Source organism: Clostridium rectalis (assembly GCF_900626095.1).
In the GTDB taxonomy this organism is placed as follows: Bacteria; Bacillota; Clostridia; order Clostridiales; family Clostridiaceae; genus Clostridium_AS; species Clostridium_AS rectalis.
In genome coordinates, this window is record NZ_UYZZ01000006.1 from 37,309 (window position 1) to 62,362 (window position 25,054).

Below are 25,054 nucleotides of genomic sequence, written 5' to 3' on the forward strand. Positions count from 1 at the left end.
ACAAAGCGCACTATGCTTTGTCTCAGAAACATCATATTATAGGGGGGGATCAAGGATGATCGACAGACTTGTAGGGAAAAAAGTTGTCGGTTTCAAACAGTCTTTTAAAGCTATTAAAAGTGGTAAGGCTAAGACTGTGTATGTAGCCAAAGATTCTGATGACAAAATACATAAGCAGGTGGAAGAAGCTGCCCAAGAGAACTCCTTTGATATAGTATACATAGGTACCATGAAGGAGTTAGGAAAGCTTTGTGGCATCGATGTTGGAGCAGCGATAGCTGTTTTGATAAATGAATAAGCTTACAACTAAATTTATTTTATAGATTTTAAATTCATTGAGGAGGTGTAAGTATGCCAACAATAAGCCAATTGGTAAGAAAAGGTAGAAAGACAATTAAATCTCAGTCAACAGCACCAGCATTAAAAGAATGTCCTCAGAAAAGAGGCGTTTGTACTGTAGTTAAAACTAGTACACCAAAGAAGCCTAACTCAGCGTTAAGAAAAATTGCTAGAGTTAGACTTACAAATGGTTATGAAGTATCTGCGTACATTCCAGGTGTTGGACACAACTTACAGGAGCACAGCGTTGTTCTTATAAGAGGTGGAAGAGTAAAGGACCTTCCAGGTGTTAGATATCACATTGTTAGAGGTGCCTTAGACTCAGCTGGAGTAGCTAACAGAATGCAGTCAAGATCAAAATACGGTGCTAAAAAGCCAAAACAAAAATAGTAAATTAGTTAAGTAAGATGGTGCTGTGTCTTCGAAATTTATATATAGATGCTTTTTTATTATAGATTTACAGAAGTCAAAGCACTTTGCGGTTAGAATTTAACCGAGTACCGATGAACTTAAATTATGAAATGTTAAGGAGGGAAGAAAAGTGCCAAGAAAAGGACATATAGCAAAGAGAGATGTATTACCAGATCCAATGTACAATAGTAAGGTTGTAACAAAATTAATAAACAACATAATGGAAGATGGAAAAAAAGGTGTAGCTCAGAAAATATGCTACGATGCTTTTGAAATAGTTGCTCAGAAAACTGGTAAAGAAGCAATAGAAGCTTTTGAAGAGGCTATGAACAACATAATGCCATTACTTGAAGTAAAGGCTAGAAGAATCGGTGGTGCTACATACCAGGTTCCAATAGAAGTTAGACCAGAAAGAAGACAGACATTAGGATTAAGATGGCTTCTTGATGCAGCAAGAAAAAGAGGCGAAAAGTACATGAGCGAAAGACTTGCTGGAGAATTAGTAGATGCATCAAACAATACTGGTGCAGCTGTTAAGAAAAGAGAAGATACTCATAAGATGGCTGAAGCAAATAAAGCTTTTGCGCATTACAGATATTAATATTAAAACTGTTTTGGCTTATAGCCAAAACAGTTTTCTCAAATTTATAAATCAGATTTATAAATATTAAATTACTTATAGTTCGAGAGGAGGAAACAAAAGTGGCAAGAGAATATCCATTAGAAAAGTTACGTAATATAGGAATAATGGCACATATTGATGCTGGTAAAACAACTACAACAGAACGTATTTTATTTTATACAGGTAAGACTCACAAAATAGGAGAAGTTCACGAAGGAGCTGCTACAATGGACTGGATGGTTCAGGAGCAGGAAAGAGGTATAACAATTACTTCTGCAGCAACAACATGTATGTGGAAAGATCATGTAATCAATATTATAGATACACCAGGACACGTAGACTTCACAGTAGAGGTTGAAAGATCACTAAGAGTTCTAGATGGAGCTGTAACAGTTTTAACAGCAAAAGGTGGAGTTGAACCACAGACTGAAACTGTTTGGAGACAGGCGGATAAGTATAAGGTTCCAAGAATGGCTTATGTAAATAAGATGGATATCATGGGAGCAGATTTCTTTAGAGTTGTTAACATGATGAGAGAAAGACTTCATGCTAATGCAGTTCCAATACAATTACCAATAGGAAAAGAAGATTCATTTAAAGGGTTCGTGGATTTAATAAAAAATGAAGCTGTTATATATGAAGATGATTTAGGAAGAACTATGGATACTGCAGAAATTCCAGAAGATATGAAAGAATTAACAGAAGAATACAGAGCTGCTATGATGGAAGCTGTAGTTGAATTAGATGAAGATTTAATGATGAAGTATCTTGAAGGAGAAGAAATAACAGTAGAAGAATTAGAAGTAGCACTTAGAAAAGGTGTTATAGCTAATAAAATAGTTCCTGTTATATGTGGTTCCTCATATAAGAACAAAGGTGTTCAGCCAATGATTGATGCTATAATTAAATTTATGCCATCACCATTAGATATTCCACCAATTAAAGCTCATCACCCTGAAACTGAAGTAGAAATGGAAAGAAAAGCATCTGATGACGAAGCAATGTCAACTTTAGCTTTTAAAATAGCAACTGATCCATTTATTGGAAAATTAGCTTTCGTAAGGGTTTACTCAGGTATATTGAAGAATGGTACATATGTATACAATTCCTCAAAGGGTAAAAGAGAAAGAATTGGAAGATTGGTTAAAATGCATGCTAATCATAGGGAAGAAGTTGAAGAATTATATGCTGGAGATTTAGGTGCAGTAGTTGGTTTGAAAGATACTACTACTGGAGATACACTTTGTGATGAAAAAGATCCAGTAATTCTTGAAAAAATGGAATTTCCAGAACCAGTTATTTCTATAGCTATTGAACCTAAGACAAAAGCTGGTCAGGAAAAAATGGGTATTGCTTTAGCAAAACTTGCAGAAGAGGATCCAACATTTAGAACATTTACAAACCAAGAAACGGGTCAGACTATTATAGAAGGTATGGGAGAACTACATCTTGAAATAATAGTTGATAGACTTCAAAGAGAGTTTAAGGTTGAATGTAATGTAGGCGCTCCACAGGTTGCTTATAAGGAAACTATTAGAAAAGCTGTTAAGGCTGAAGGTAAGTTTGTAAGACAGTCAGGTGGACGTGGACAGTATGGTCACTGTTGGATAGAAATGATTCCAAGCGAAGGAGAATATGAATTTGAAAACGCTATTGTTGGAGGAGCTATTCCAAGAGAATATGTACCAGCAGTTGATAATGGAATTAAAGAAGCTTCTGATAGTGGTATAATTGCAGGATATCCAGTTATAAACTTTAAGGTAAAATTATTTGATGGATCATATCATGATGTTGACTCATCAGAAATGGCATTTAAGATTGCCGGATCTATGGCATTTAAAAATGCTATGGCAAAAGCAGACCCAGTATTACTTGAGCCTGTAGAGAAGGTTGAAGTAGTTGTACCTGAAGAGTACATGGGAGATGTTATGGGAGATTTAAACTCAAGAAGAGGTATAATAGAAGGAATGGAAGCTTCTTCAGGGGCTCAAACTATAAAAGCATTTGTACCACTTTCTGAAATGTTTGGTTATGCTACTGTATTGAGATCAAGAACTCAAGGTAGGGGTAACTACTCAATGGAATTTGATCATTATGACGAAGTTCCTAAGAGCATACAGGAAAAGGTTATAGGAGAAAAGTAATTTCCAAAATAAATATGTATAAATAAAGGAGGAAACAAAAATGTCAAAAGAAAAGTTTGAAAGAAGTAAGCCACACGTAAATATAGGAACAATAGGACACGTAGACCATGGTAAGACAACATTAACAGCAGCAATCACAACAGTATTAGCAAACAAAGGATTTGCAGAAGCATTTAAATATGACCAGATAGATAAAGCACCAGAGGAAAAAGAAAGAGGAATCACAATCAACACATCACACGTAGAATATGAAACAGACAACAGACACTACGCACACGTTGACTGCCCAGGACATGCTGACTACGTAAAGAACATGATCACAGGAGCAGCGCAGATGGATGGAGCTATCTTAGTAGTAAGTGCAGCAGATGGTCCAATGCCACAGACAAGAGAACATATATTACTAGCATCAAGAGTTGGAGTTGAGCATATAGTAGTGTTCTTAAATAAAGCAGATATGGTAGATGATCCAGAACTAATCGAATTAGTAGAAATGGAAGTAAGAGAGCTATTAAATGAATATGGATTTCCAGGAGATGATGCTCCAATAATAGTAGGATCAGCATTAAAAGCATTAGAAAACCCAACAGATCCAGAATCAATAAAATGCATAGATGACTTAATGGCAGAAGTAGATACCTACATACCAACACCAGAAAGAGCAACTGATAAACCATTCTTAATGCCAGTAGAAGATATCTTCACAATAACAGGAAGAGGAACAGTTGCAACAGGAAGAGTGGAAAGAGGTATCCTAAAAGTAGGAGACGAAGTAGAAATAGTTGGATTAAGTGATGAAAACAAGAAGACTGTAATCACAGGAGTAGAAATGTTCAGAAAGCTTCTTGACCAGGCAATGGCAGGAGATAATATCGGAGCATTATTAAGAGGAGTACAGAGAGATGACATCGAAAGAGGTCAAGTACTAGCAGCAATAGGATCAGTACATCCACATAAGAAATTTGTAGGTCAAGTATATGTATTAAAGAAAGAAGAAGGTGGAAGACATACACCATTCTTTAACGGATACAGACCACAGTTCTACTTCAGAACAACAGACGTTACAGGTTCAATCAAATTACCAGATGGAGTAGAAATGGTAATGCCTGGAGATCACATTGACATGGATGTAGAATTAATCACTTCAATTGCAATGGATGAAGGATTAAGATTTGCAATCAGAGAAGGTGGAAGAACAGTAGGTTCAGGAGTTGTTACTACAATAAAAGAATAATTAATAGATAGTTTTAAGTATTATATTATCTTTTTTAATATAACTATGTATAATGTTGTGTGATATGTAAAAAGAAGAGTGAGTATCACTCTTCTTTTTATAACTAAAAAAAACTACTTGTCAAATTTAAAAAAATATTGTATACTATAGAAGTTGTAATGTGATAACAGCGATGAGGCAAGAGGTTGCCGGGCTTCCGGGTAATTCTTAGCTGAGTTAGTTTTGGTCTTGAACCAAGCGACGGTTATTCTGTGGAGTGTTTTTGTCACTTATAAGATGCAACACCCGGAACAGTTTACAGAATATATCCGCTGTTGTACGTATGAAGTAAAGCGTGCAGGAAAAAAGGAGGGAAATTAAAATGGCAAAACAGAAAATAAGAATAAGACTTAAGGCGTTTGATCATACGATACTTGATCAGTCAGCTGAAAAAATTGTAGAAACTGCAAAAGCATCAGGAGCAAAGGTAGCAGGACCAGTTCCACTACCAACAGAAAAAGATGTAGTAACTATACTAAGAGCTCCACATAAATATAAAGATGCAAGAGAGCAGTTCGAAATAAGAACACATAAGAGATTAATTGACATAATAAGTCCATCACCAAAGACTGTTGATTCTTTAATGAGATTAGATTTACCAGCTGGTGTAGATATTGAAATAAAATTATAATTGTAATAGATAGTACCTATTACGAACTATTATGATCACGAAGTGATCCGCTAATATGTTGAGGAGGTGTAAGGTAGTGAAAAAAGCTATAATTGGAAGAAAGCTTGGTATGACACAAATATTTGACGAAAATAATAAAGTTGTTCCTGTTACTGTAATTGAAGCAGGTCCATGTGTGGTTATTCAAAAGAAAACTACTGAAAAAGATGGTTATGATGCTGTACAAATTGGATATGGAACAATAAAAGATAAATTAGTTAACAAACCTTTAAAGGGACATTTTGCAAAAGCAGGTGTTGAAAATAAGAAGGTTATAAAAGAGTTTAAATTTGAGAATTCAAATGAATTTCAAGTTGGACAGGAAATAAAAGCAGATGTGTTCCAGGCAGGAGAAAAAGTTGATGTATCAGGAGTTTCAAAAGGTAAGGGGTTCCAGGGTACAATTAAGAGATGGAATGGTCATAGAGGTCCAATGACTCATGGTTCTAAATTCCATAGAGCAGTTGGTTCAATGGGTGCTTCATCAGATCCATCAAGAACATTTAAAAACAAGAAAATGCCAGGACATATGGGTAATGTGAATACAACTGTTTTAAACTTACAGGTTGTAAAAACAATGCCTGAAAAGAACATAATCTTAATCAAAGGCGGAGTACCAGGACCAAATAAAGGTTTTGTGGTAATAAGAAATACAGTTAAAGCTTAATTATCTGTAGAAAGGAGGATGCAGGATGCCTACAGTAGGATTATTTAATAAAGAAGGTCAAAAAGTTGGAGATATCCAGTTAGCAGAGGGTGTATTTGGCATAGAAGTAAATCAGTACGCTTTACATCAAGTTGTTGTTGCTCAGCTAGCTAATAAAAGACAGGGAACTCAGTCAGCAAAGACTAGATCTGAAGTTTCTGGAGGTGGAATAAAGCCTTGGAGACAAAAAGGAACTGGTAGAGCAAGACAAGGTTCAATTAGAGCTCCACAGTGGATACATGGTGGTGTAGTATTTGCACCAAAGCCAAGAGATTACAGGGTTTCAATACCAAAATCAATGAGAAGAGTTGCTATGAAATCAGCACTTACATCAAAAGTTTTGGATAACCAGATGGTTGTTTTAGAAAACCTTGAATTAGAAAGCCCAAAAACAAAAGAAATGGTTAAAATATTAAATGCATTTGATGCAAAGAAAACATTAATTGTTACAGCTGAATCAAATGAAAATATTTATAAATCAGCAAGAAATTTAGGAGAAGTAGCAGTACTTCCTGTAAATAACTTAAATGTTTACGATATATTAAAATACGATAAATTTATCGTAACTAAGGATGCTGTATCTAAGATTGAGGAGGTGTATGCATAATGAAGCTAACAAATTATGATATTATAAGAAGACCTATTATAACAGAAAAAAGCATGGCTTCTATGGCAGAAAAGAAATACACCTTTATCGTAGATAAGCATGTAAACAAATCCCAAATCAAATATGCAATAGAAGATGTATTTGGAGTTGAAGTTGCTGAAGTAAAAACTGCTAACTACTTAGGAAAAAATAAGAGAGTTGGAGTTCACTTTGGTAAGAGAGCAGACTACAAAAAAGCTATAGTTAAGCTAACAGAAGGAAGCAAGGCTATAGAATTCTTTGAAGGAATGCAATAGTAATTATATAGATATAGAATAAAGCGTTATTGGCGTTGGAGCCAGAGAAGCTCAAGATAAGGAGGTACTGAAATGGCAGTTAAAGGTTTTAGACCTACTACCCCTGCTAGAAGACATATGACTGTTTGTACATATACTGAAATTACAACAGATTCACCAGAAAAATCTCTTCTAGTGGCGCTAAAAAGAACTGGTGGTAGAAATAATAATGGTAAGATAACTGTTCGTCATCGTGGTGGCGGAGCAAAGAGAAAATATAGAATAATAGATTTCAAGAGAGATAAGGATGGTATACCAGCAAAGGTTGCTAGTGTTGAATATGATCCAAATAGAACTGCATTTATAGCTCTTGTTGTTTATACAGATGGTGAAAAGAGATACATCATAGCACCAGATGGTTTAAAAGTTGGAGATGTAATTATGTCAGGTGTAGACTCTGATATAAAGACAGGAAACTGTCTTCCAATAAAGAATATTCCTGTTGGTACATTTATACACAATATAGAGTTATCAAGAGGAAAAGGAGCTCAGCTTGTAAGATCAGCTGGAAGCTCAGCTCAGTTAATGGCAAAGGAAGGAGACTATTCAATAGTAAGACTTCCAAGTGGTGAGATGAGATATGTAAGAGTAGAATGTAGAGCAACTATAGGAACAGTTTCAAACTTAACAAATGAGATTGTCAGTATAGGTAAAGCTGGTAGAAAGAGACATATGGGATTCAGACCTACAGTTAGAGGTTCTGTAATGAACCCTAATGACCATCCACACGGTGGTGGTGAAGGTAGATCACCTATTGGACACCCAAGTCCACTTACTCCATGGGGTAAACCAGCTCTTGGATACAAGACAAGAAAGACTAAAAAGTACTCAGATAAATTCATTATTAAGAGAAGAAATAACTAATTTGAAGAGAATATATATATTCTCTTCAAAAGTTGTTAATAAGGTTTATATGAAGGGAGGCCAATAATTTGAGTAGATCTATTAAAAAAGGACCTTTTATTCATGAAGGACTTTTAAAGAAAATAAACGAAATGAATAAAAATGGTGAAAAGAAAGTAATAAAGACATGGTCAAGAAGTTCAACTATTTTTCCACAGATGATAGGTCACACTATAGCAGTTCATGATGGAAGAAAACATGTTCCTGTATATATTTCAGAAGATATGGTTGGACATAAGTTAGGAGAATTTGTTTTAACAAGAACATTCAAAGGCCACATAGATAAGTCAGAAAAGTCAAGTGGCGCGAGATAGTGCGGGAAGGAGGTAATATTTCATGGAAGCTAAAGCAATAGCTAAGTATGTAAGAATGTCCCCAAGAAAAGTAGCAGTAGTTCTTGATTTAATAAGAGATAAAAATGTAAATGAAGCTTTTGCAATTTTACAATATACTCCAAGGGATGCAGCTGTTTTGGTTAATAAGGTATTAAAATCAGCTGTAGCTAATGCTGAAAATAACTTTAATTTAGATTTAAATAGATTGTATGTTTCTGAAGCATATGCTTGCGGAGGTCCAATATTAAAGAGATTTCAACCACATGCTCAGGGAAGAGCATTTAGAATAAATAAAAGAACTAGCCACGTTACTTTAGTTGTTAAAGAGAGAGCTTAAAAGAAGGAGGGAAATAGATGGGACAGAAAGTACATCCACACGGCTTAAGAGTTGGAGTTATAAAAGATTGGGATGCTAAGTGGTATGCAGATAGTAAAAATTTTGCTGATTACTTAGTAGAAGATAATACTATAAGAGAATATGTTAAAAAAAGAACTTATTCAGCTGGAATTTCAAAAATAGAAATTGAAAGAGCAGCAAAGAGAGTTAAATTAAACATATATACAGCTAAGCCAGGTATGGTAATTGGAAAAGGTGGTCAAGGAATTGACGCTTTAAGAAAAGAAATCAAAACTTTAGTTAAAGAAGATAAAAATGTTTTAATAAATATAGTAGAAGTAAAGACACCAGAAGCTAATGCTCAGTTAGTTGCTGAAAACATCGCTCAACAGCTTGAAAGAAGAATTTCATTTAGAAGAGCAATGAAACAGACAATCCAAAGAGCTATGAGAACAGGTATTAAAGGTATTAAAACATCTTGTTCAGGAAGACTTGGAGGAGCGGATATTGCTAGAACAGAACAGTATCATGAAGGAACAATTCCTTTACAGACATTAAGAGCTGATATTGATTATGGGTTCGCTGAAGCAGATACTACATATGGAAAAATTGGTGTAAAGGTATGGCTTTATAGAGGCGAAGTTCTTCCTGTTAAGAAAGAATTAAAGAAGGAAGTTAATGCATAGGAAAGGAGGAATATGACATGTTAATGCCTAAAAGAGTTAAACATCGTAAGGTACAGCGTGGCAGAATGAAAGGTAAAGCTACAAGAGGTAACTTTATAGCATATGGTGATTTTGGTATTCAAGCCACTGAATGTGGTTGGATAACAAGCAACCAGATTGAAGCTGCCAGAATAGCTATAAATAGATATATAAAAAGAGGTGGAAAACTTTGGATAAAGATTTTCCCAGATAAACCAGTTACAGAAAAACCTGCTGAAACACGTATGGGTTCAGGTAAAGGTTCACCAGAATACTGGGTTGCAGTTGTAAAACCAGGTAGAGTTTTATTTGAATTAACAGGTGTTGATGAGAAAGTTGCAAGAGAAGCTATGAGACTTGCTGCACACAAACTTCCAGTATCAACTAAGTTTGTTAAGAGATCAGATTTTGAAGAAGTGGGTGGTGAAATCAATGAAGGCTAGAGAATTGCAAGAATTAAGACAGAGTAGTCCTCAAGATTTAAAAGTAAAATTAAATGATCTTAAGGGTGAATTATTCAACCTTAGATTTCAGTTAGCTACTGGTCAGTTAGAAAACCCAATGAGAATAAGAGAAGTAAAAAAATCTATAGCCCAGATTAAGACCATCCTTAGAGAAGAAGAGTTAAGGGCCTTTGAGCAGTAAAAGTGAAAGGAGGTTTGTCCTGTGGAACGAACAAATAGAAAATCAAGATTAGGAAAAGTAATTTCAGATAAAATGGATAAAACTGTAGTAGTTGCAGTTGAGACAAAGGTACGTCATCCACTATACGGAAAGACAATCAACAGAACTACTAAGTTTAAAGCTCACAATGAAAATAATGAAGCTAGAATGAATGATAAAGTTTTAATAATGGAAACAAGACCTTTATCTAAAGATAAAAGATGGAGAGTTGTAGAAATAGTTGAAAAGGCTAAATAGCTTTATGAACCTGAAAGGAGGGTATTTGAATGATTCAGCAGCAAACTATATTAAGAGTTGCAGATAATTCTGGTGCTAAAGAAATTATGTGTATAAGAGTTCTTGGTGGTTCCAAGAGAAAATGGGGCAACATCGGAGACGTAATAGTTGCTAGCGTTAAAAGTGCAACACCAGGCGGGGTTGTTAAAAAAGGTGAAGTTGTTAAAGCAGTAATTGTAAGATCTGTAAAAGGTTTAAGAAGAGCGGATGGCTCATACATCAGATTTGATGAAAATGCAGCTGTTATAATAAAAGATGATAAACAACCAAAAGGAACTCGTATCTTTGGACCTGTTGCTAGGGAGCTAAGAGATAAGGAATTTATAAAAATACTATCATTAGCACCTGAAGTTCTATAGGATAGGGAGGTGGCTTATATGCAGAACAAGATACATGTTAGAAAAAATGATACAGTTATGGTTATATCTGGAAAAGACAAGGGAAAGATAGGCGAAGTTCTAAGTGTGTTCCCTAAACATAATAAAGTATTAGTTAAAGATGTTAATGTAGTTACAAAACATCAGAAACCAAGTAAAGAAAATATGCAGGGCGGACTTATTCAAAAGGAAGCACCTATATATAGTGCAAAAGTTATGTTATATTGTACAAAATGCAAATCAGTGACTAGAATCAGTCATAAGTTGTTAGATGACGGTACTAAAGTTAGAATTTGTAAAAAGTGCGGAGAAACATTTTAATCTTGAAAGGAGGTTCAACTAATGATTCCAAGATTACAGGAAAAGTATGAAAAAGAAGTAGTATCAGCTTTAATGGAAAAGTTCGGATATAAGAATATAATGGAAGTTCCAAAGCTTGAAAAAATAGTTATCAACATGGGTGTTGGAGAAGCTAAGGAAAACCAAAAAGTATTAGAATCAGCAGTTAGTGATTTAACAATAATCGCAGGACAGAAGCCTGTTTTAACAAGAGCTAAAAAATCAGTAGCTAATTTCAAAATAAGAGAGAATATGCCAATCGGATGTAAAGTTACTTTAAGAAAGCAGAACATGTATGAATTTGCAGATAAGTTAATGAATGTTGCTTTACCAAGAGTTAGAGACTTTAGAGGTATATCTGATAAGGCATTTGATGGAAGAGGTAACTATTCATTAGGTGTTAAAGAACAGCTTATATTCCCTGAAATTGAATATGATAAAATTGATAAAGTAAGAGGTATGGATATAATATTCGTTACTACTGCAAAGACTGACGAGGAAGCAAGAGAATTATTAAGATTCCTTGGAATGCCATTTGCTCAATAATAAGGAGGGAAAATTGTGGCACGTAAGGCTTTAATAGAAAAATGGAAAAAAGAACCTAAATATTCAACAAGAGCTTACACAAGATGCAGAATTTGTGGAAGACCACATTCTGTTTTAAAGAAGTTTGGTATATGCCGTATTTGTTTTAGAGAGCTTGCATATAAAGGTCAAATACCTGGATGCAAAAAAGCAAGTTGGTAATTTTGTTTTAGGAAAGGAGGCACATTAAATATGGTAATGACTGACCCAATCGCAGATTTACTAACACGTATTAGAAATGCTAATATAGTTAGACATGCAACAGTAGAAGTTCCTTCATCAAACGTAAAGAAGGCTATCGCAAATATAATGATTCAAGAAGGTTATTTAAAGGAAATTGAGGAATATAATGATGGTTCAGTTCCAATGTTAAAATTGACAATGAAATATGGTCAGAATAAGGAAAGAGTTATAACTGGACTAAAGAGAATATCAAAGCCAGGTTTAAGAGTATATTGTAGAAAAGAAGAAACTCCTAAGGTTTTAAATGGTTTAGGAGTAGCTATAATATCTACATCAAGAGGAATAGTAACAGATAAGGAAGCAAGAAAGCTATCAGTAGGTGGAGAAGTACTTTGCTACATCTGGTAGTTAATGAACAGGAGGTGTAATCATGTCAAGAATAGGAAAACTTCCAGTAGCTATCCCAAACGGTGTAACAGTTACAGCAACACCAGATAACGTTGTTACTGTAAAAGGACCAAAGGGACAATTGACAAGAACAATGCATTCTAAAATTAATATAGCTATTGAAGATAATTCTATAGTAGTTACAAGAAATGATGATCATAAACAAAGCAGAGCTCTTCATGGATTAACAAGAGCATTAATCAATAACATGGTTATAGGAGTAACTGAAGGATACCAAAAAACATTAGAATTAGTTGGCGTAGGTTATAGAGCTCAGTTACAAGGTAAAAAATTAGTATTAAATCTAGGATTCTCACATCCAGTTGAAATAGATGCAGTTGAAGGTGTAGATTACCAGTTAGATGGAGCTAACAAGATAATTGTTAAAGGTATAGACAAAGAATTAGTAGGTAGAGTAGCTGCTAATATCAGAACATGGAGAAAACCTGAGCCTTACAAAGGAAAAGGTATTAAGTATGATAATGAAATTATCAGACGTAAGGAAGGTAAGACTGGTAAGAAATAAAAATATGAAAGGAGTGAGTCTCTATGTTTAAGAAAGATGACAGAAAACAATCAAGAGTAAAACGTCATTTAAGAGTTCGTAAAAAGATTTTTGGAACTCCCGAAATGCCAAGACTTTCAGTATATAGAAGTGAAAAAAATATATATGCTCAAGTTATAGATGATGTTAACGGATTAACACTAGTAGCAGCATCAAGCTTAGACAAAGGTGTTGATGTTGTTGGAAGCAACAAAGAAGGTGCTAAATTAGTAGGAGAAGTTGTGGCTAAGAAGGCACTTGAAAAGGGAATCAATAAAGTTGTTTTTGATAGAGGCGGATATATTTATCACGGAAGAGTAAAGGAACTTGCAGAAGGTGCGAGAGAAGCAGGTTTACAGTTCTAGAGAAGGAGGGAAATAAATGAGAATAGATCCTAGCACTTTGGAGTTAAAAGAAAAAGTTGTATTTATTAATAGAGTTGCTAAGGTTGTTAAAGGTGGTAGAAACTTCAGATTCAGTGCTCTTGTAGTTGTTGGAGATGAAAATGGCCATGTAGGTGTTGGAATGGGAAAATCTATCGAAATACCTGAAGCTATAAGAAAAGGCATAGAAGATGCTAAGAAAAACTTAATCGAAGTTTCAATCGTTGGAACAACAATACCACATGATATTCAAGGAGAATTTGGAACAGGAAGAGTTCTTCTTAAGACTGGTAAAGAAGGTACAGGAGTTATTGCTGGAGGTCCAGTAAGAGCGGTACTTGAACTTGCAGGATTAAAAGATGTTAGAGCTAAATCTTTAGGTTCTAATAATCCAAGAAACATGGTTAACGCTACTATTAACGGTTTATCAAGACTTAGAACAGTTGAAGATATTGCTAAGCTAAGAGGCAAAACCGTTGAAGAGATTTTAGGTTAGGAGGGATAGCCTTGGCTAAACTTAAAATAACTTTAAAAAAGAGTGTAATTGGTAGAAAGAAAGATCATATAGCTACAGTTAATGCTCTTGGATTAAAGAAAACAGGTAAGTCAGTTGAACAAAACGATACTCCTCAAATAAGAGGTATGATAAACAAAGTAAGCTATCTTTTAGAAGTAGAAGAAATACATTAGAAGAGGAGGTGTAACTTTTATGAAACTTCATGAATTAAAACCAGCAGTAGGAGCTAGAAAGGCTCCAAAGAGAGTAGGTAGAGGTACTGGTTCAGGTCTTGGAAGAAATGCAGGAAAAGGTGAAAAGGGACAGAACTCTAGATCCGGTGGTGGAGTAAGACCAGGATTTGAAGGTGGCCAGATGCCATTATATAGAAGATTACCTAAAAGAGGTTTCAAAAATATATTTGCCAAAAGATATGAAGCTATTAATGTTGATAGATTAAACATGTTTGAAGATGGAACTGTTGTTACTCCTGAGTTATTGGTACAAAAAGGAGTAATAGGCAAAATATATGATGGAGTTAAAATTTTAGGAAATGGCGAAATCGAAAAGAAATTAACAGTTAAAGCTACTAAGTTTTCTAAAGCAGCGGCTGAAAAGATTGAAGCAGCTGGAGGAAAAGTTGAGGTGATATAAGGTGTTATCAACCCTACGTAATGCCTGGAAAGTTCCCGACTTGAGAAAAAGGTTAATATTTACCTTTTTCATGTTGGTTATGTTCAGAATGGGAAATTTTATTCTCGTTCCTGGGATTGACCAAAGTAAGTTGAAAGCAATGACAGAAGGCGCAAGCTTACTTGGATTTTATGATTTAATATCTGGTGGTGCTTTTAGTAATTTTAGTATTTTTGCAATAGGAATAACTCCCTATATTAACTCATCTATAATTTTTCAATTATTAACAATAGCGTTACCTTCATTAGAACAACTTTCTAAAGAGGGAGAAGAGGGGAGAAAAAAGATACAGCAATATACTAGATATGCAGCGGTATTATTTGGAGTTTTTCAAGCCTTTGGTACATATTTTATAATTACTAGAGCAGGAGCACTTCAGGATATGTCAAAGTTAAATATGTTTTTAATAATACTTACTTTGACGACAGCCTCAACATTTTTGATGTGGTTTGGTGATAAGATAACTGAAAATGGAATAGGAAATGGTATTTCTCTACTTATTTTTATAAATATAGTATCAAGATTTCCGAAAACATTTGCTCAAGTAGTATTACTTCCTCAACAAAGCTCAGATGGCATAAATATTGTTCAAGTAGTAATGTTCTTTGCAATAGTAGCTGCACTTTTTGTTGCAACAGTTATTATGAGTCTTGCTGAAAGAAGAATTCCTGTACAATATGCAGGTAAAACAGTTGGTGGAAAGATGTATAAAGGACAGTCAACACATATTCCAGTTGGTGTTACGGCATCAGGTGTAATAGGAATTATATTTGCAATGTCAGTTATGCAATTCCCAGGAATTTTAGGTCAAATTTGGCCTAATTCAAAATTCTACTTGTTTATTTCAGGAAGTAAATATAGTGTATTTAGAGATGGTACTTGGCCATATACTATATGCTACTTTTTACTAATAATATTCTTTACTTGGTTCTATACTGAGGTTACATTTAAACCGGATGAAATGGCTGAAAACATGCATAAATCATCAGGATTTATACCAGGTATAAGACCAGGGGAACCTACTGCAGATTATATAGAAAAAGTTTTAACAAGAATATCAATATTTGGTGGTGTTTTTGCTGGGTTAATAGCAATAATACCAATGATAGTTGCAACAAGTACTACTTTCAAAGGAATTTATTTTGGAGGTACTAGTTTACTAATATTAGTTGGAGTTGCACTTGAATCTGTAAGACAAATTGAATCTCAATTGGTGATGAGACATTATCAAGGATTCTTAAAGTAATAAATAGTTGGAGATGGTTTAGTTGAAGATAATTTTACTAGGTCCTCCAGGAGCTGGAAAAGGGACACAGGCAAAATTAATAAGTGATAAATATTCCATACCACATATATCAACAGGGGATATATTTAGAAAGAATATATCAGAAAAAACGCCCCTTGGAGTTAAGGCCAAGAGTTATATTGATAAGGGCCAGTTAGTTCCAGATGAATTAACTATAGATATAGTTAATGATAGATTAAAGAATGATGATTGTAAAAAAGGATTTTTACTAGATGGTTTCCCAAGAACGGTGAAACAAGCTGAAGCATTAGATGATTTTTTAAATAATAATGGTAGTAAAATAGATACTGCCTTATTGATAGATGTTCCTGAGAAATTCATATTAGATAGGATGACAGGAAGAAGAGTGTGTACAGCATGTGGAGCTAGTTACCATATAAGATTTAATCCACCAAAAGTTGAATCCAAATGTGATGCTTGTGGAGGAGAACTTATTCAAAGAAAAGATGATACGGAAGAAACTGTTAAAGAAAGATTAACTGTTTATTCAAATCAAACACAGCCACTAGTTGAATACTATAAGAACAATGATTCACTTTCTATCGTTGATGGTACTCGCGAAATAAATGATGTTTTTAAAAACATCTCTAATATTCTAGGGAGCGATAAATAAATGATAATTATTAAAAACGACACAGAAATTGAATACATGAGACGTGCAGGTAAAGTTGTAGGAGATACCCTTGCAAAACTTGAAGAGATAGTGAAGCCAGGAATAACCACTAGAGAATTGGATAGAATAGCAGAAGAACTTATATTAAAGGAAAATGCTAAACCTTCTTTTAAGGGTTATTATGGATTTCCAGCTTCAATATGTGCATCTGTCAATAATGAAGTTGTTCATGGAATTCCAAATGATGATATTGTTTTACAAGAAGGCGATATAATTAGTGTTGATTGTGGAGCAATGTTAAATGGATATCATGGAGATGCAGCAAGGACTTTTGCTGTTGGAAATATTTCTAGTGAGGCTGAAAAGCTTATTGAAGTAACAAAACAAAGTTTCTTTAATGGTGTTGAAAAAGCAATAATTGGAAATAGATTGACAGATATATCTTCTTCAATTCAGCAATATGTTGAAAAATTTGGCTATTCTGTTGTTCGAGACTATGTTGGTCATGGTATTGGAAGAGATATGCATGAAGATCCTGAAGTTCCTAACTTCGGTAGGCCTGGTAGAGGCCCTAAATTAATCAAAGGTATGGTTATAGCTATCGAACCTATGGTTAATATAGGAGCTTATCATGTTGAAGTTAAACCAAATGGATGGACAGTTGTAACAAAAGACAATAGTTTATCGGCACATTATGAAAATACTGTTGCCATTCTAGAAAACGGACCTGAAATACTAACATTGAGTTAACAGGGGTGAATTGCTTGGAAGAAAATAGCCATATAGGTAAATTGGTCTTTTCTAAAACTGGAAGAGATAAAAATAAATTTTTTATTATTGTAGGAACACTAAATGAAGAATATGTTTATCTTTCTGATGGAAAGTTAAGACTTGTAGAAAAACCTAAAAAGAAAAAGGTTAAACATCTAGGCTTTACTAATGTAGTGGCTGATGAAATAAAAAATATGCTATTGTCAAATAATAAAGTTAGTAATTCATTAATCAGGGAATTTTTGCAGTCTCACGACATGAATAAGGAGGTTTGAGACCTTATGTCAAAAGAGGATGTTATAGAAATGCAGGGTACTGTTTTAGAAGCTTTACCTAATGCGATGTTTGAAGTAGAATTAGAAAGTGGGCATAAAATATTGGCTCATATTTCAGGAAAATTAAGAATGAATTTTATCAGGATATTACCAGGTGATAAAGTTACTGTGGAGCTTTCTCCATATGATTTAACTCGTGGAAGAATAACTTGGAGAGCAAAGTAATAAGGAGGGTTAGCTATGAAAGTAAGACCATCAGTTAAGCCTATATGTGAAAAATGTAAAGTTATAAAAAGAAAAGGACGATTAATGGTTATTTGTGAAAATCCAAAACATAAACAGAAACAAGGCTAATAACGTTTTAGGGGCGGCTGACATTTAGATTTGAATTTCTAATGGCCTAAAACTTTATATATATTTATGGATATAGGTGTAAGTATAAGATGAACCTTTTATTAAGACAATCAGGAGGTGTAAATTTTAATGGCAAGAATAGCAGGTGTTGATCTACCTAAAGAAAAAAGAGTAGAAATAGGTCTAACCTACATTTTAGGTATAGGATTATCAAGTTCACATAAAGTTCTTAGCGAAACAGGAGTAAATCCTGATACAAGAGTTAAGGATTTAACTGAAGAAGAAGTAAATGCATTAAGAGACTATATAAATAAGAACCTAAAGGTTGAAGGTGACTTAAGAAGAGAAGTAGCTCTTGATATAAAGAGATTAATGGAAATTGGATGCTATAGAGGCATAAGACATAGAAGAGGACTTCCAGTTAGAGGTCAGAAAACTAAGACTAATGCAAGAACTAGAAAAGGACCAAAGAAACTTGTTGGTGCTAAGAAGAAAAAATAGTTCTAAGATTAAACTAGATTAAGGAGGGAAAAAGATGGCAGCTGGATCAAAAGTTAAAAAGACAAGAAGAAGAAAAGAAAGAAAAAATATAGAAAATGGCTGTGCACATATTAAATCAACTTTCAATAACTCAATTGTTACATTAACTGATACTGTTGGTAACACACTATCATGGGCTAGTGCCGGTGGATTAGGATTTAGGGGTTCAAGAAAGAGTACTCCATTTGCTGCTCAAATGGCAGCTGAAACAGCAGCTAAAGCAGCTATGGAACACGGATTAAGAACTGTTGAGGTTTTTGTAAAAGGACCTGGAGCGGGCAGAGAAGCTGCTATAAGATCTTTACAGGCTGCGGGATTAGAAGTAACTTTAATAAAAGATGTTACTCCAATTCCACACAATGGTTGCAGACCACCAAAGAGAAGAAGAGTCTAATATTTAGTATAGGAGGTGTAGTTTTTAAATGGCAAGATACACTGGAGCAACTTGCAGATTATGCAGAAGAGAAGGATTAAAGTTATTCCTTAAAGGAGATAGATGTCATTCAGATAAGTGTGCATTCTCAAGAAGAGGATATGCACCTGGACAGCACGGACAGAGTAGAAAGAAGATTTCTAACTATGGTGTGCAGTTAAGAGAAAAACAGAAAGCTAAGAGAATATACGGAGTTTTAGAAAGTCAGTTTAGAACTTACTATGAAAAGGCTGAAAGAATGAGAGGAATAACAGGTGAAAACTTGTTAAAACTTTTAGAATTGAGACTTGATAATATAGTATATAGATTAGGATACGGTAATTCAAGAAAAGAAGCTAGACAGTTATTAACACATGGTCACTTCTTAGTAAATGGTAAAAAGGTTGATATTCCTTCATATATCGTTTCAGCTGATGATGTTGTTTCTGTTTGCGAAAAGAGCAGAGCTACAGAAAAGTTTAAAGTATTTGCTGAAAACCCAAAAACATTACCAAGTTGGTTAACTGCTAATCCAGAAAATTTTGAAGGAAAAGTTGTTAGTGAACCAACTAGAGCTGACATAGATGTTCCTGTTAACGAGACATTAATAGTTGAGTTATACAGCAAATAATAATTAGTATAAGAATCAGTTGCCCTCAATGTAGACTAATAGATTATAAATAAGGAGGGTTAGTAATGTTAGAAATTGAAAAGCCTAAAATAGAATGTGTAGAGATGGCTGAAGACGGTTCTTATGGCAGATTTGTAGTAGAACCACTAGAGAGAGGATATGGAATTACTCTAGGCAATGCATTAAGGAGGATACTCCTTTCTTCATTACCTGGAGTTGCTGTTAATTATGTAAAGATTGAAAATGTATTACACGAATTCTCTACAGTTAAGGGTGTTAAAGAAGATGTCACTCAATTAATTTTAAATCTTAAGGTATTAGCTCTTAAGATGACTGGAGAGGGCCCAAAGACTATATATATAGATGCTAATGGACCTGGAGAGGTTAAAGCTAGTGATATTAAAACTGATGGAGATGTTGAGGTAATAAATAAGGATTTACATATAGCAACTCTAGACGATGAGGGAAAGCTTTATGTAGAAATGGTTGTAAATAGAGGAAGAGGATACGTATCACAAAACAAAAACAAAGTAGAGGGTATGCCAATAGGAACCATCCCTGTAGATTCTATTTACACTCCTGTTAAAAGAGTTAACTTTAGTGTAGAAAATACAAGAGTTGGTCAAATTACTGATTATGATAAATTGACTCTTGAAGTATGGACTAATGGAACAATAATGCCTGATGAAGCGGTAAGTTTATCAGCTAAAATCTTAATAGAACACTTTAAGCTATTTATGACGTTAACTGACCATGCTAATAATGTAGAGATTATGGTCGAAAAGGAAGAAGATAAGAAAGAAAAAGTTCTTGAAATGACTATCGAAGAACTAGATCTTTCAGTTAGAAGTTATAATTGTTTAAAGAGAGCAGGTATAAATACTGTTCAGGAGTTAACTGAAAGAACTATGGATGATATGATGAAAGTTAGAAACTTAGGTAAGAAGTCATTAGAAGAAGTTGAACAAAAACTTGCAGCTTTAGGATTAGGCTTAAAGCAAAATGAGGAATAATTACACAAATACAAAAGGTGATAGATGGAACGTAAGGAGGTATAGAGATGGCAGGATATCGTAAGTTAGGTCGTCCAACTGACCAAAGAAAAGCGATGCTTAGAAGTCTTGTTACTAGTTTCTTAAAGCATGGTAAAATAGAAACTACAGAAACTAGAGCAAAGGAAACAAGAAATTTAGCTGAAAAAATGATCACTCTTGGAAAAAGAGGAGACTTACATGCAAGAAGACAAGCGCTTGCATTTATAACTGAAGAAGATGTTGTTAAAAAGTTATTCAGTGATATAGCCCCTAAATATGCAGAAAGAAATGGTGGATATACTAGAATGTATAAAGTAGGTCCAAGAAGAGGCGATGGGGCAGAAGTAGTTATACTAGAATTAGTATAATGTTTAGGGGATTAAGTAAAAATATAGCTTAGTCCCCGTTTTAATATATAGTCAATCATTATGAGGTGTTTAAATGAGTAAAAAAATGATTGAATGTAGGAATGTAGTGTATAAGTATGAAGATAGTAATGAAAATAAACTTAGGTTTGCAGTAGACAATGTGTCATTAGATATTTATAGTGGAGAATTTGTAGTAGTTTTAGGAAGAAATGGATCAGGTAAATCAACAATAGCTAAGCATATGAATGCATTATTAATTCCTGCAGAAGGAAAAGTATACGTAGATGAGATGGATACATCACTTCCAGAAAATACATGGAATATTAGAAATAAAGCAGGAATGGTATTCCAAAATCCAGACAATCAAATAGTTGCAACTATAGTAGAAGAAGATGTAGCCTTTGGACCTGAAAACCTTGGTATAGATCCAAAAGAAATACGACAAAGGGTGGATAATTCTTTAAAAAGAGTAAACATGTATGAGTATAGAAAGCACGCACCTCACTTGCTATCCGGTGGACAGAAACAACGAGTAGCTATAGCAGGGGTTTTGGCTATGAGACCAGATTGTATAATTTTTGATGAGCCTACAGCCATGCTTGATCCATCAGGTAGAAAAGAAGTGGTAAAAACCATAAAGGAATTGAACAAAAAATATGGAATTACCATTATACTAATAACTCATTATATGGAAGAAGCTGTAGAAGCAGATAGAATAGTTGTAATGGATTCGGGAAAGAAAATTATAGAAGGATCACCAAGAAAAATTTTTAGCAATGTAGAAACTATGAAAAAAATAGGTCTTGATGTGCCTCAGGTTACTGAGCTTTCGTATGAGTTGCAAAAAGAGGGAATAGATATAAATTCAGATATATTAACTATTGATGAGATGGTGAATGCATTATGTCAATTAAAATAGAAAATTTAGTTCATATATATATGCAAGGAACTCCTTTTGAAAAGAAAGCTATAGATAATGTATCTTTAGAAATAAATGACGGTGAATTTATAGCTTTGATTGGACATACGGGTTCTGGAAAATCCACATTAATACAACATATAAATGGACTTTTAAAGCCTCATTCAGGTAAAATAATAGTTGATGAAGTTGATATAACAGATAAACATACTAAACTTTCAGATATAAGAAAAAAAGTTGGTTTAGTATTTCAGTATCCAGAGTATCAATTATTCGAAGAAACTATAGAAAAAGACATTGCATTTGGACCTAGGAATTTAGGCCTAAATGATGAAGAGATATCTCTAAGAATAAAAAGGGCTATGAATATAGTTGGATTGGATTATAATACTTATAAAGATAAATCTCCATTTGAACTAAGTGGAGGGCAGAAAAGAAGAGTGGCAATAGCTGGAGTAGTGGCTATGGAGCCAGAAGTATTAATATTAGATGAACCTACCGCGGGACTAGATCCTAAAGGAAGAGATGATATATTAGGTAATATAAAGGATCTTCATAAAGAATACAATATGACTATTATTTTAGTCTCACATAGTATGGAAGATGTTGCTAAACTAGCTACTAGAATTTTAGTTATGCATAAAGGCAAATGTATTTTAGATGGAGAACCTGCAAAAATTTTCAGAGAAATTGATACTTTAGAAAGTGTGGGTTTGGCTGCCCCTCAAGTTACCTATCTAATTAAAAAGTTAAATGAGAAAGGATTTAATATATCTGAAAATGTGTTTACCATAGAACAAGCAAAATCTGAGATCATAAAGACTTTAAAAGAAAGACTATAGATTTTACATCTTTAGTTAATATAAACTAAATGTGTTAGGAGAGCTATAGATGATTAAAGATATTACATTAGGGCAATATATACCGGGTGATTCCTTTGTACATAAATTAGATCCAAGAATAAAAATATTAATATCTTTAATATATATAATAAATTTGTTTATAGTTAATAATTTAAAAGGATATATATTTGTTATAATATTTACATTGGCTGCGATACTTATATCTAAAGTTCCATTTAAGTTTATATATAGAGGATTAAAGCCAATATTTGTACTGATATTAATAACTGCTGTTCTTAATGTGTTTATGACTAGTGGTGGAAGGGTATTATTTAAATGGCGTTTTATTACTATATATGAAGAGGGACTAAAATTAGCAATTTTTATGGTTGTAAGATTAGTTTTCTTGATTATAGGAACATCACTGTTGACACTTACTACTTCACCTATAGAGTTGACAGATGGAATAGAAAAATTATTAAATCCATTAAAGAGAATAGGGGTTCCCGCTCATGAATTGGCTATGATGATGACAATAGCTTTAAGATTTATTCCTACATTAATGGATGAAACTGATAAAATTATGAAAGCTCAAATGGCAAGGGGAGCAGATTTTGAGTCTGGTAACCTATTGCAAAGAGCTAAAAGCTTGATTCCTTTATTAGTACCACTATTTATAAGTTCCTTTAGAAGAGCGGAGGAACTTGCAATGGCTATGGAAGCTAGATGCTATAGAGGTGGGGAAGGGCGTACAAGAATGAAGCAATTAAAGTTTGAGGGTAAAGATTTAGTTGCATCATTGTGTACAGTGGCTTTAGTTTCTTTATCTATATGGAGCAGAGCTTTTGTATGATTAGAAATATAAAACTACTGATTGAATATGATGGAACAAATTATTATGGATGGCAAAGGCAAAAGAATGTTAACAATACAATACAGCAAGCTATAGAGGATAGTATATGGAATCTAACTAAAGAAAATATAGATGTTATTGGGTGTAGTAGAACTGATACCGGAGTTCATGCTAATGGGTTTATCGCAAATTTTACTACCACAAGTAAAGTACCAGGGGAAAAATTCCAGTTTGCTTTAAATAATAGATTGCCTGAAGACATAATAATATTGAATTCAGAAGAAGTTTCATTAAATTTTCATTCGAGATTTAACTCTATAGGGAAAAGATATATATATAAAGTTTTAAATAGAAAATGGTGTTCTGCAATAATGAGGAACTATACTTATCATGTTAAAAATCACTTAGATTTGCAGAAAATGAATGAAGCAGCTAGTTATTTAATAGGAAGGCATGATTTTACTTCTTTTAGAAATTTAGGTAGCAGTGTCAAGTCTTCTATTAGAACTATTACAGATATTAGTGTTTTTAGAGAGGGAGACATTATAAATATAAGTGTCTCTGGAGATGGTTTTTTATATAATATGGTAAGAATTATAGTTGGTACATTATTAGACGTGGGAATGGGTAAAAAAATGCCAAAGGATATAAAAGATATATTAAATTCTTTAAATAGAGTTAATGCTGGTAAAACAGCACCAGCAAAGGGATTATATCTTGATGAAGTATTTTACTAAAGTATTAAAATTCATTGACACGCCAGGGACATTGTATTATAATATAAATGTTTGTATTGTAAAGTATAAGAGATCCACTAGCCCCGGATCTTTATATAGAACGAATGTTTTTATGTAAATATTTAAGGAGGGAAAAAGATGAAATCATACATCGCAAAACCACAAGAAGTTGATAGAAAATGGTATGTTATAGATGCTGCTGGAAAGCCGCTAGGAAGAGTAGCTAGCCAAGTTGCAACAATCTTAAGAGGAAAGCACAAGCCAACATTTACTCCAAATGTTGATACAGGAGATAATGTTATAGTAATAAATGCTGAACAGGTAGTTTTAACAGGAAAGAAATTAGATCAGAAAATGTTAAGACATCACTCATTATATCCAGGTGGATTAAAAGAAGTGCCTTACAGAGAGGCTTTAGCGAAGAAACCTGAATTTGTATTTGAAGAAGCTGTAAGAAGAATGCTTCCAAAAGGAGTACTTGGGAGAAAAATGTTAAAGAAACTAAAAGTATATAGAGACTCAGAACATAATCACGATGCTCAGAAACCAGAAGTATTAGAATTAAGATACTAATTTAGAAGAGCTGGGAGAAGGAGGAATAAAAATGGCAAAAGTTCAGTATAATGGAACTGGAAGAAGAAAGAAAGCTATTGCAAGAGTAAGACTTGTACCAGGAGAAGGTAAAGTAATTGTAAATAAAAGAGACATAGAAAATTATTTTGGATTAGAAACTTTAAGAGTTATAGTAAATCAGCCATTAGTTTTAACAGGAACTAAAGAAAAATTTGATGTATTAGTAAATGTTCATGGTGGTGGATTTACTGGTCAGGCGGGAGCTATAAGACATGGTATTTCAAGAGCTTTATTAAAAGCTGATGAAAGCTTAAGAGGAGACCTTAAAAAATCAGGATTTTTAACAAGAGACCCAAGAATGACAGAGAGAAAGAAATATGGTCTTAAAAAAGCAAGAAGAGCTCCACAGTTCTCAAAGAGATAGTTTGGAAGT

General features: G+C 33.7%; 43 protein-coding genes. All 43 read left to right on the forward strand.

What is annotated here, in order from left to right; genetic code table 11:
* Window positions 1-55 precede the first annotated feature (55 nt).
* Window positions 56-298 carry a ribosomal L7Ae/L30e/S12e/Gadd45 family protein gene (locus EJL03_RS10400; protein ID WP_125153915.1) on the forward strand — a complete coding sequence of 81 codons (243 nt, stop codon included), beginning with the start codon at window positions 56-58 and terminating at the stop codon, window positions 296-298.
* A 53-nt stretch (window positions 299-351) separates the two neighbouring features.
* On the forward strand, window positions 352-729 hold the full coding sequence (rpsL, locus tag EJL03_RS10405; RefSeq protein WP_125153916.1) for a 30S ribosomal protein S12: 378 nt from the start codon (window positions 352-354) through the stop codon (window positions 727-729).
* A 151-nt stretch (window positions 730-880) separates the two neighbouring features.
* On the forward strand, window positions 881-1,351 hold the full coding sequence (rpsG, locus tag EJL03_RS10410) for a 30S ribosomal protein S7 (RefSeq protein WP_125153917.1): 471 nt from the start codon (window positions 881-883) through the stop codon (window positions 1,349-1,351).
* 101 nt (window positions 1,352-1,452) lie between these two features.
* Window positions 1,453-3,516, forward strand: a complete 2,064-nt coding sequence (gene fusA / locus EJL03_RS10415) for an elongation factor G (protein ID WP_125153918.1) — start codon at window positions 1,453-1,455, stop codon at window positions 3,514-3,516.
* Window positions 3,517-3,556: 40 nt separating this feature from the next.
* On the forward strand, window positions 3,557-4,750 hold the full coding sequence (gene tuf / locus EJL03_RS10420) for an elongation factor Tu (protein ID WP_125153906.1): 1,194 nt from the start codon (window positions 3,557-3,559) through the stop codon (window positions 4,748-4,750).
* A gap of 361 nt (window positions 4,751-5,111) precedes the next feature.
* Entirely contained in the window at window positions 5,112-5,420 is a 309-nt protein-coding gene (gene rpsJ, locus EJL03_RS10425; RefSeq protein WP_125153919.1) for a 30S ribosomal protein S10, read from the forward strand.
* A gap of 76 nt (window positions 5,421-5,496) precedes the next feature.
* Complete coding sequence (gene rplC, locus EJL03_RS10430) at window positions 5,497-6,126, forward strand: 50S ribosomal protein L3 (RefSeq protein WP_125153920.1); 630 nt, start codon at window positions 5,497-5,499, stop codon at window positions 6,124-6,126.
* Between the two features lie 25 nt (window positions 6,127-6,151).
* Complete coding sequence (gene rplD / locus EJL03_RS10435) at window positions 6,152-6,772, forward strand: 50S ribosomal protein L4 (protein WP_125153921.1); 621 nt, start codon at window positions 6,152-6,154, stop codon at window positions 6,770-6,772.
* Window positions 6,772-7,068, forward strand: a complete 297-nt coding sequence (gene rplW, locus EJL03_RS10440; protein WP_125153922.1) for a 50S ribosomal protein L23 — start codon at window positions 6,772-6,774, stop codon at window positions 7,066-7,068. Before rplD ends, rplW begins: the two co-directional genes overlap by 1 nt.
* A gap of 72 nt (window positions 7,069-7,140) precedes the next feature.
* Window positions 7,141-7,971, forward strand: a complete 831-nt coding sequence (gene rplB / locus EJL03_RS10445) for a 50S ribosomal protein L2 (RefSeq protein ID WP_125153923.1) — start codon at window positions 7,141-7,143, stop codon at window positions 7,969-7,971.
* Between the two features lie 68 nt (window positions 7,972-8,039).
* Window positions 8,040-8,324, forward strand: a complete 285-nt coding sequence (gene rpsS, locus EJL03_RS10450; RefSeq protein WP_125153924.1) for a 30S ribosomal protein S19 — start codon at window positions 8,040-8,042, stop codon at window positions 8,322-8,324.
* A gap of 22 nt (window positions 8,325-8,346) precedes the next feature.
* Entirely contained in the window at window positions 8,347-8,682 is a 336-nt protein-coding gene (rplV, locus tag EJL03_RS10455) for a 50S ribosomal protein L22 (protein WP_125153925.1), read from the forward strand.
* Between the two features lie 17 nt (window positions 8,683-8,699).
* The gene (gene rpsC, locus EJL03_RS10460) at window positions 8,700-9,368 is read left to right on the forward strand and encodes a 30S ribosomal protein S3 (RefSeq protein WP_125153926.1); all 669 of its coding nucleotides are present in this window, start codon (window positions 8,700-8,702) and stop codon (window positions 9,366-9,368) included.
* A gap of 17 nt (window positions 9,369-9,385) precedes the next feature.
* The gene (gene rplP / locus EJL03_RS10465) at window positions 9,386-9,829 is read left to right on the forward strand and encodes a 50S ribosomal protein L16 (protein WP_125153927.1); all 444 of its coding nucleotides are present in this window, start codon (window positions 9,386-9,388) and stop codon (window positions 9,827-9,829) included.
* The gene (gene rpmC / locus EJL03_RS10470) at window positions 9,819-10,031 is read left to right on the forward strand and encodes a 50S ribosomal protein L29 (protein WP_125153928.1); all 213 of its coding nucleotides are present in this window, start codon (window positions 9,819-9,821) and stop codon (window positions 10,029-10,031) included. The genes rplP and rpmC overlap by 11 nt, the downstream gene beginning before the upstream one ends.
* Before the next feature lie 21 nt (window positions 10,032-10,052).
* The gene (gene rpsQ, locus EJL03_RS10475; protein WP_125153929.1) at window positions 10,053-10,307 is read left to right on the forward strand and encodes a 30S ribosomal protein S17; all 255 of its coding nucleotides are present in this window, start codon (window positions 10,053-10,055) and stop codon (window positions 10,305-10,307) included.
* A 29-nt stretch (window positions 10,308-10,336) separates the two neighbouring features.
* The gene (gene rplN / locus EJL03_RS10480) at window positions 10,337-10,705 is read left to right on the forward strand and encodes a 50S ribosomal protein L14 (protein WP_125153930.1); all 369 of its coding nucleotides are present in this window, start codon (window positions 10,337-10,339) and stop codon (window positions 10,703-10,705) included.
* An 18-nt stretch (window positions 10,706-10,723) separates the two neighbouring features.
* The gene (gene rplX, locus EJL03_RS10485; protein ID WP_125153931.1) at window positions 10,724-11,044 is read left to right on the forward strand and encodes a 50S ribosomal protein L24; all 321 of its coding nucleotides are present in this window, start codon (window positions 10,724-10,726) and stop codon (window positions 11,042-11,044) included.
* Window positions 11,045-11,065: 21 nt separating this feature from the next.
* Window positions 11,066-11,608: a 50S ribosomal protein L5 gene (gene rplE / locus EJL03_RS10490; protein ID WP_125153932.1), complete on the forward strand. Its 543-nt coding sequence runs from the start codon at window positions 11,066-11,068 to the stop codon at window positions 11,606-11,608.
* A gap of 15 nt (window positions 11,609-11,623) precedes the next feature.
* Window positions 11,624-11,809 carry a type Z 30S ribosomal protein S14 gene (locus EJL03_RS10495; protein ID WP_035147442.1) on the forward strand — a complete coding sequence of 62 codons (186 nt, stop codon included), beginning with the start codon at window positions 11,624-11,626 and terminating at the stop codon, window positions 11,807-11,809.
* A gap of 30 nt (window positions 11,810-11,839) precedes the next feature.
* Complete coding sequence (gene rpsH / locus EJL03_RS10500) at window positions 11,840-12,238, forward strand: 30S ribosomal protein S8 (protein ID WP_125153933.1); 399 nt, start codon at window positions 11,840-11,842, stop codon at window positions 12,236-12,238.
* Between the two features lie 22 nt (window positions 12,239-12,260).
* On the forward strand, window positions 12,261-12,803 hold the full coding sequence (gene rplF, locus EJL03_RS10505) for a 50S ribosomal protein L6 (protein WP_125153934.1): 543 nt from the start codon (window positions 12,261-12,263) through the stop codon (window positions 12,801-12,803).
* 23 nt (window positions 12,804-12,826) lie between these two features.
* Window positions 12,827-13,186: a 50S ribosomal protein L18 gene (gene rplR / locus EJL03_RS10510; protein ID WP_125153935.1), complete on the forward strand. Its 360-nt coding sequence runs from the start codon at window positions 12,827-12,829 to the stop codon at window positions 13,184-13,186.
* Between the two features lie 16 nt (window positions 13,187-13,202).
* Window positions 13,203-13,700, forward strand: coding sequence for a 30S ribosomal protein S5 (gene rpsE, locus EJL03_RS10515; RefSeq protein WP_125153936.1), 498 nt, complete (start codon window positions 13,203-13,205; stop codon window positions 13,698-13,700).
* Window positions 13,701-13,711: 11 nt separating this feature from the next.
* On the forward strand, window positions 13,712-13,894 hold the full coding sequence (gene rpmD / locus EJL03_RS10520) for a 50S ribosomal protein L30 (protein WP_125153937.1): 183 nt from the start codon (window positions 13,712-13,714) through the stop codon (window positions 13,892-13,894).
* A gap of 19 nt (window positions 13,895-13,913) precedes the next feature.
* Entirely contained in the window at window positions 13,914-14,354 is a 441-nt protein-coding gene (gene rplO / locus EJL03_RS10525; protein WP_125153938.1) for a 50S ribosomal protein L15, read from the forward strand.
* 1 nt (window position 14,355) lies between these two features.
* Window positions 14,356-15,639 carry a preprotein translocase subunit SecY gene (gene secY, locus EJL03_RS10530; RefSeq protein WP_125153939.1) on the forward strand — a complete coding sequence of 428 codons (1,284 nt, stop codon included), beginning with the start codon at window positions 14,356-14,358 and terminating at the stop codon, window positions 15,637-15,639.
* Between the two features lie 22 nt (window positions 15,640-15,661).
* Window positions 15,662-16,312, forward strand: coding sequence for an adenylate kinase (locus tag EJL03_RS10535; protein ID WP_125153940.1), 651 nt, complete (start codon window positions 15,662-15,664; stop codon window positions 16,310-16,312).
* Entirely contained in the window at window positions 16,313-17,062 is a 750-nt protein-coding gene (map, locus tag EJL03_RS10540) for a type I methionyl aminopeptidase (protein ID WP_125153941.1), read from the forward strand.
* 5 nt (window positions 17,063-17,067) lie between these two features.
* The gene (locus EJL03_RS10545; protein WP_423243346.1) at window positions 17,068-17,358 is read left to right on the forward strand and encodes an RNA-binding protein; all 291 of its coding nucleotides are present in this window, start codon (window positions 17,068-17,070) and stop codon (window positions 17,356-17,358) included.
* Between the two features lie 6 nt (window positions 17,359-17,364).
* The gene (infA, locus tag EJL03_RS10550; RefSeq protein ID WP_027625101.1) at window positions 17,365-17,583 is read left to right on the forward strand and encodes a translation initiation factor IF-1; all 219 of its coding nucleotides are present in this window, start codon (window positions 17,365-17,367) and stop codon (window positions 17,581-17,583) included.
* Window positions 17,584-17,598: 15 nt separating this feature from the next.
* Window positions 17,599-17,712: a 50S ribosomal protein L36 gene (rpmJ, locus tag EJL03_RS10555; RefSeq protein ID WP_035147466.1), complete on the forward strand. Its 114-nt coding sequence runs from the start codon at window positions 17,599-17,601 to the stop codon at window positions 17,710-17,712.
* 129 nt (window positions 17,713-17,841) lie between these two features.
* Window positions 17,842-18,213: a 30S ribosomal protein S13 gene (gene rpsM, locus EJL03_RS10560; RefSeq protein WP_125153943.1), complete on the forward strand. Its 372-nt coding sequence runs from the start codon at window positions 17,842-17,844 to the stop codon at window positions 18,211-18,213.
* Window positions 18,214-18,247: 34 nt separating this feature from the next.
* The gene (rpsK, locus tag EJL03_RS10565; protein WP_125153944.1) at window positions 18,248-18,646 is read left to right on the forward strand and encodes a 30S ribosomal protein S11; all 399 of its coding nucleotides are present in this window, start codon (window positions 18,248-18,250) and stop codon (window positions 18,644-18,646) included.
* 28 nt (window positions 18,647-18,674) lie between these two features.
* Window positions 18,675-19,295: a 30S ribosomal protein S4 gene (gene rpsD, locus EJL03_RS10570; protein WP_125153945.1), complete on the forward strand. Its 621-nt coding sequence runs from the start codon at window positions 18,675-18,677 to the stop codon at window positions 19,293-19,295.
* A gap of 65 nt (window positions 19,296-19,360) precedes the next feature.
* Window positions 19,361-20,308, forward strand: coding sequence for a DNA-directed RNA polymerase subunit alpha (locus EJL03_RS10575; protein WP_125153946.1), 948 nt, complete (start codon window positions 19,361-19,363; stop codon window positions 20,306-20,308).
* 47 nt (window positions 20,309-20,355) lie between these two features.
* The gene (gene rplQ, locus EJL03_RS10580) at window positions 20,356-20,697 is read left to right on the forward strand and encodes a 50S ribosomal protein L17 (RefSeq protein WP_125153947.1); all 342 of its coding nucleotides are present in this window, start codon (window positions 20,356-20,358) and stop codon (window positions 20,695-20,697) included.
* 73 nt (window positions 20,698-20,770) lie between these two features.
* Window positions 20,771-21,616, forward strand: coding sequence for an energy-coupling factor transporter ATPase (locus EJL03_RS10585; RefSeq protein ID WP_125153948.1), 846 nt, complete (start codon window positions 20,771-20,773; stop codon window positions 21,614-21,616).
* Complete coding sequence (locus tag EJL03_RS10590) at window positions 21,601-22,458, forward strand: energy-coupling factor transporter ATPase (RefSeq protein WP_125153949.1); 858 nt, start codon at window positions 21,601-21,603, stop codon at window positions 22,456-22,458. The genes EJL03_RS10585 and EJL03_RS10590 overlap by 16 nt, the downstream gene beginning before the upstream one ends.
* Window positions 22,459-22,507: 49 nt before the next feature.
* Window positions 22,508-23,311, forward strand: a complete 804-nt coding sequence (locus tag EJL03_RS10595; protein WP_125153950.1) for an energy-coupling factor transporter transmembrane component T family protein — start codon at window positions 22,508-22,510, stop codon at window positions 23,309-23,311.
* Complete coding sequence (truA, locus tag EJL03_RS10600; protein WP_125154078.1) at window positions 23,311-24,048, forward strand: tRNA pseudouridine(38-40) synthase TruA; 738 nt, start codon at window positions 23,311-23,313, stop codon at window positions 24,046-24,048. Before EJL03_RS10595 ends, truA begins: the two co-directional genes overlap by 1 nt.
* Window positions 24,049-24,186: 138 nt before the next feature.
* Window positions 24,187-24,621, forward strand: a complete 435-nt coding sequence (rplM, locus tag EJL03_RS10605; RefSeq protein WP_125153951.1) for a 50S ribosomal protein L13 — start codon at window positions 24,187-24,189, stop codon at window positions 24,619-24,621.
* A 31-nt stretch (window positions 24,622-24,652) separates the two neighbouring features.
* Window positions 24,653-25,045: a 30S ribosomal protein S9 gene (gene rpsI, locus EJL03_RS10610; RefSeq protein WP_125153952.1), complete on the forward strand. Its 393-nt coding sequence runs from the start codon at window positions 24,653-24,655 to the stop codon at window positions 25,043-25,045.
* The last annotated feature ends 9 nt before the right edge of the window (window positions 25,046-25,054 follow it).